Source organism: Moorena sp. SIO4G3, from assembly GCF_010692305.1.
GTDB lineage: Bacteria > Cyanobacteriota > Cyanobacteriia > Cyanobacteriales > Coleofasciculaceae > Moorena > Moorena producens_A.
Genome location: NZ_JAAHIG010000526.1, coordinates 1 through 5,117, shown reverse-complemented (window position 1 = coordinate 5,117; position 5,117 = coordinate 1). Strand labels below are relative to the sequence as shown.

The following is a 5,117-nucleotide window of genomic DNA, read 5'->3' as shown; positions in this document are numbered from 1 at the left end:
ATCAGCCGTTACAATCTCACCATTACGCTTAAATTGACCCCACACTTTATATGTGCCTGTTTCCGGAAATTGGGTAGCAAAACGTATCGGTTCAGTAGTTTTACCTGGAAGTGCGTGAGCATGAATGTAATCAGATGCTGTTATAGATGCTGATTTTTTAACAATTACTAAATGACCAACTTCTCCCAAATAAGTTTGTAAATCAGTCACTGGATTATTATTAGCAGCATTCTTTAAGTTAAAGCTAATCATCACTTCCTCATTAGCCTGAACTTTGGGTTTATCAAAACTCAGCTCAACCTTAGTATTGCCAAATACTTTTACATTCTTGATTTCTATATCACTTAGAGATGAACTAGTTCCTGGTGCTTTTACTTTTACTACAGAAACTCGCTCTGAGTTTCCGGTTGGTTTGTAATCGCTAAAAAGAGTGTAATTACCAGGTTTAGGAAAATTAGCTTCAACTTCAAACCGTCCATTTCCTTTGTACTCAGGATGAATATGATCGTAAAAATTAAGATCATCACTGACTACAATTAAATGCATTATTTTTTCTTGGAAAACCTCAAAATCAGGAACAGCATTTCCCTCCGAGTCTTGAATATCAATTACCAAATTATTTGGTTTATCTAAAGTAATTGTTGAGGGAGTGGTTAGTATAGCGTTAGTCTTTACTGATGGTTTATTTCCGTGACCATGGCTACCATGGTGATGACCATGCTCATTGTGATTATGGTGACCATGGTGTTTATGTCCCTCAACAGATGCATCTCCAGATTGCACTGGTGTTGAACAACTTTGAGCCAGAAATAAAGTAGAACTAACTAGTAATGCGCTAACCAAACGATTCATGATGTCTTTACCCACAAAAGTTATTCAAAATTTATTGTTTAAATGAAAAGCGACCGTTGATTTTTTTTCCGTTAATGTCAGTTTGAATGACCACCTTATATTCCCCAGTAGCTTTCCCTGGTAAAAAAGCAGCGTAATGTTTACCAGCCTGATCATAGCTGAAATCTAGATTCTTTTGCTCACCATTTGGTAACTGGATTTGAGCCTTGACTTTGGCATTAGATACACTTTTGTGTTCCTCGCCCTGTTGTAGAAAAAAGTCTAAGTGAATTCCCTGTTTTTCGACAATAGGCAACAATTCTAAATGATAATTTCCAGATTCAATGATTTGACCACCTTGGGAGTAACCATCACCATTAGTGTGGGAGTGATTGTGACCATCATTGGAAGAGTGAACTTCATTAGTTTTTGCAGTTGTCTCTGAGGAAGTAGTTTTATTAGTATCCTGTGTACTATTGCCGCAAGAGGCTAAAAACATCAATACCACACTAGAGATAACAATTAAATTTGACTGCAACCACGAACTCATAGTTTGACTCCTTTAAAACTAATTTATTTTTTTGATAAGCACTAAAACTATTTACATTTAATAAAGCGGTTTTACTGACTATGAAGTAGACAATTTGTTTTTATGCTCCCTGCTCCCTGCTCCCTGCTCCCTGCTCCCTGTCACTATTGACCCACCACTGAACCACGTTTAAAGGATGAATTTAATTCTTCAGGTGAAATCCCAGAATTGATGGGTTGAGATATAAAAAAGCGACCAAACTGAGCATACAAAGCTGGTAATACCAATAAGGTTAAAGCTGTAGACGTAAACAATCCTCCCAAAACAACTATTGCCAATGGCTGTAAAATTTCTTTCCCTGCCCCCGTGCCAATTACGAGAGGAACCATCCCTAACGCTGAAGTCAATGCTGTCATTAAAATTGCCACTAATCGTTCCGTTGAACCTTCAATAATTACTTGCTTTAAAGACATTCCCTGAGCCAATTTATTGTTGTAATTATCTACCAGAAGTAAACCATTGCGGGTAGCAACACCAAAGAGAGTGATAAACCCTACCATGGAAGCAACAGAGATAATACCACCACCGAGGGCAACGGAAAAAATTCCCCCAGTTAATGCTAGAGGCAGATTGAGCATAATCATTACTGTTGCTGAGATTGACTTCACCGCAAAGTACATTAAAACAGCAATCACAATCAGTGCCAGAGTACCGAATACTAGTAAACTTTGAGATGCTCGTTGTTCTGATTCAAACTGTCCTCCATATTGGATAAAGTAGCCGGAAGGTAATTGCACTCTCTGCTTGACTGTGGCTTGAATCTCTTCAACTACACTACCTAAATCTCGATCAGCAACGTTAGCTGAGACCACAATCAGGCGAGAAACATTTTCGCGGTTAATGGTATTCGGTCCGGTACCATAAGTAATCTGAGCAACTTGGGCAAGAGGAATCTTAGTGCCCGTGGGAGTGTCAACCAGCAGGTTGCTAATGGTATTAAGATTATTGCGGTATTCGGCTTTCAACCACACTACCAAATCAAATAACTGTTGCTCTTCGAGTACTTGCGACACAACTCTACCATTGAGAGCAGTTTCAACAATTTCTGAAAGCTGACCAACACTAAGACCATAACGAGCAGCAGCAGGGCGGTCAAACGTAATTTGCACCTGTTTGATCGGAATTTGGGGTTCAAGAATTAGATCTACCACACCAGGAATATCTTGCATGGCATCTCGAACTTGAGCACCAATAGTTCGTAATTCGGAAAGTTCCGGACCAAAAATTTTGACTGCGATCGCACTCCTGACTCCTGAGAGGACTTCATCCATGCGGTGGGAAATAAAACCACCAATACTAGGGGCTACCCCCGGTAACTTGGCAAATTCCTCACGCAGTTTCTCAATCGTTGCTTTTCGGTCTTTCATCCCCTCCTCTGAAATTTCCACATCCAAATGGCCGAGAGTAACACTACCAGCATCAGCATCACCGGGAGCACGCCCTGAACGTAATTGCACTGAGTCAAACCGGGGGTCATCTTTGAGAGCTAGTTGCATGGCTGAACCAGCGCGATTCGTCATTTCCAGAGAGACACCGGGATAGAGAGTGAAAGCATTGACAAGCGATCGCTCCTGAAACTCTGGTAAGAAGACTCGTCCTAGAGAGGTAAAAATAATTAGAGAAGCGACAAACCCTGCTACTGCTGTTAGCAAAACTAGACTGGGAGCATGAATAGAAAACCGAATTAATGGCTGATATAGTTTCTTAGAAAACCGTGCTACCCAAGTTTCTTCCTCCGGTAACTGTACAGTAGCAAGCAAGAAAGCACACAAAGCTGGACTCAGAGTCAAGGCTACAAATGTAGAGGCAAAAATTGACACTAGATAGGCTACTCCCATTGGTGCAAAGATACGACCTTCAACACCAGTAAGTGTAAAAATTGGTGCGAAGACTACAGCGATAATTACTGTAGAAAACAGCACACTTACTCGCACTTCCACTGAAGTGTTATAAACCACCTGTAAAGGGTTGAGAGGATTTCCTGCTTGCTGATTTTTCCGTAATCCCCGGTAGCAATTTTCCATGTCTACAATTGAGTCATCCACCACTGACCCAATTGCTACAGCTAGTCCTCCCAAAGTCATGGTATTAATTCCCAAACCAAAGAGATTGAGTAGCATCATCCCAATCAACAAAGACAGAGGAATGGCGCTTAGGGTAATAATGGCACTGCGCCAGTTCATCAAGAACAGAAACAAAATAATAGAAACAATAATGATGCCATCGCGCAAGGCATTCCTGACATTTTTAATTGAGGCATCAATAAAATCGGATTGGCGGAAGGTAACAGTAACCTTGACATCCCCAGGCAAACCCGCTTTAATTTCCTCCATGGCTACTTCTACCGCTTTGGTAACAGTAGGAGTATCAGCGAGGGGCTGTTTGTTAACTAGCACCACAATCGATTTTTTCCCATCCAAGCTACCATCACCCCGCTTCAAGGCAGCACCAATGCGCACATCAGCGAGATCAGAAAGCAGCACTGGTGTGCCATTACGTGCCACTACCACCGATTGTTCTAAATCCTCGATTGACTCAACTCGTCCAATGCCTCGAATTAATAGTTCCTTGTCTGGACTAATCAGAAAACCACCCGCCGCATTAGTATTTGCTGCTGCTGCTGCTTCGGTAACTTCTGCTAAGGAAACATCAAAAGCGGTTAACTTGCCAGGGTCAACCAGTACCTGATACTGACGCACATCTCCCCCATAGGCAATTACCTGAGTTACCCCCGCTACTGCCAATAATTGGTTGGTAATATCTCGGTCAACCAATCGACGCACAGCCATTAGGTCAATTTTAGAGGGGACATCTCCCGTCTCTACATCTTCGTCAATGGTAAAAGCGTAAGAAAGAATGGTTCCAATGGGCGAGGAAAGGGGAGAAATTTGTGGTGATTCTACTCCTTCCGGTAATCTGGCAGCAGCTTGTTGTAACCGTTCAGTTACTAACTGGCGAGCTTGATAGATATTAGTATCCCATTTGAAGATAACTTTTACTACAGAAATGCCCACTCCCGAAGACGAGCGTACTGTAGTCAATCCAGGAATGCCATTGATCGCACTTTCGACAGGCAAAGTGACTAGAGATTCCACTTCTTCTGGAGCCAATCCCGGTGCTTCCGTTTGAATTTCAACTTGGGGAGGAGCAAAATTGGGAAATACATCTAAGGGCATTTGGGAAACAATGCGAAATCCCCAAACTGTGACGATGATAGCGCCAATTACAACTAGCCAGCGTCGAGCAATAGACCACTTAAGGATGGAGTTGAGCATTTTGGTCTTACCTACAGCCTTGCTGATTATTGCCTGTTTACGAAACTATTAGGAATGGCCGAATCTAAATAGCCATCCCCATTGCTCTGCCCATTTTCTTTGACATCAGCAGTGGAATGATAGTTATTATTGGTCGGTTCATCTGAAATTTCTATAGGTGCTGGTCTTGGTTGTGAAGCAGTGCGCTGTCCCAGCATAAAAGCACCAGCTGTAATTACCCCTCCTACAGGAAAAACCCACCACCAGGGTAGGCTAGCAACATTAAGGTTAGTGGATGTTGCCTGATGATTATGCCCTTCTTGCTCATGTTCATGGTGATCAGCTTTAGAGCCACCCCTTAAGGATTGGGCATACAACATCACCCCCCCTTCAGCCACAATCTGGTCACCTTCAAATAAACCATTCTTGACTTCCACCAAATC

3 protein-coding genes and 1 pseudogene are annotated in these 5,117 nt (G+C 42.2%); all 4 read right to left on the bottom strand.

What is annotated here, in order from left to right:
* A partial coding sequence (locus tag F6J99_RS41880) for a hypothetical protein (RefSeq protein WP_293122550.1) occupies positions 1-867 on the bottom strand: 867 nt, incomplete at its 3' end.
* Positions 868-883: 16 nt separating this feature from the next.
* Positions 884-1,381 (bottom strand): hypothetical protein, encoded by a 498-nt coding sequence (locus F6J99_RS41875; protein WP_293122546.1) that lies wholly within the window; start codon positions 1,379-1,381, stop codon positions 884-886.
* Positions 1,382-1,524: 143 nt separating this feature from the next.
* Positions 1,525-4,695, bottom strand: coding sequence for an efflux RND transporter permease subunit (locus F6J99_RS41870; protein ID WP_293122544.1), 3,171 nt, complete (start codon positions 4,693-4,695; stop codon positions 1,525-1,527).
* 26 nt (positions 4,696-4,721) lie between these two features.
* Positions 4,722-5,117, bottom strand: a pseudogene (locus F6J99_RS41865) (efflux RND transporter periplasmic adaptor subunit); the annotation flags it as partial.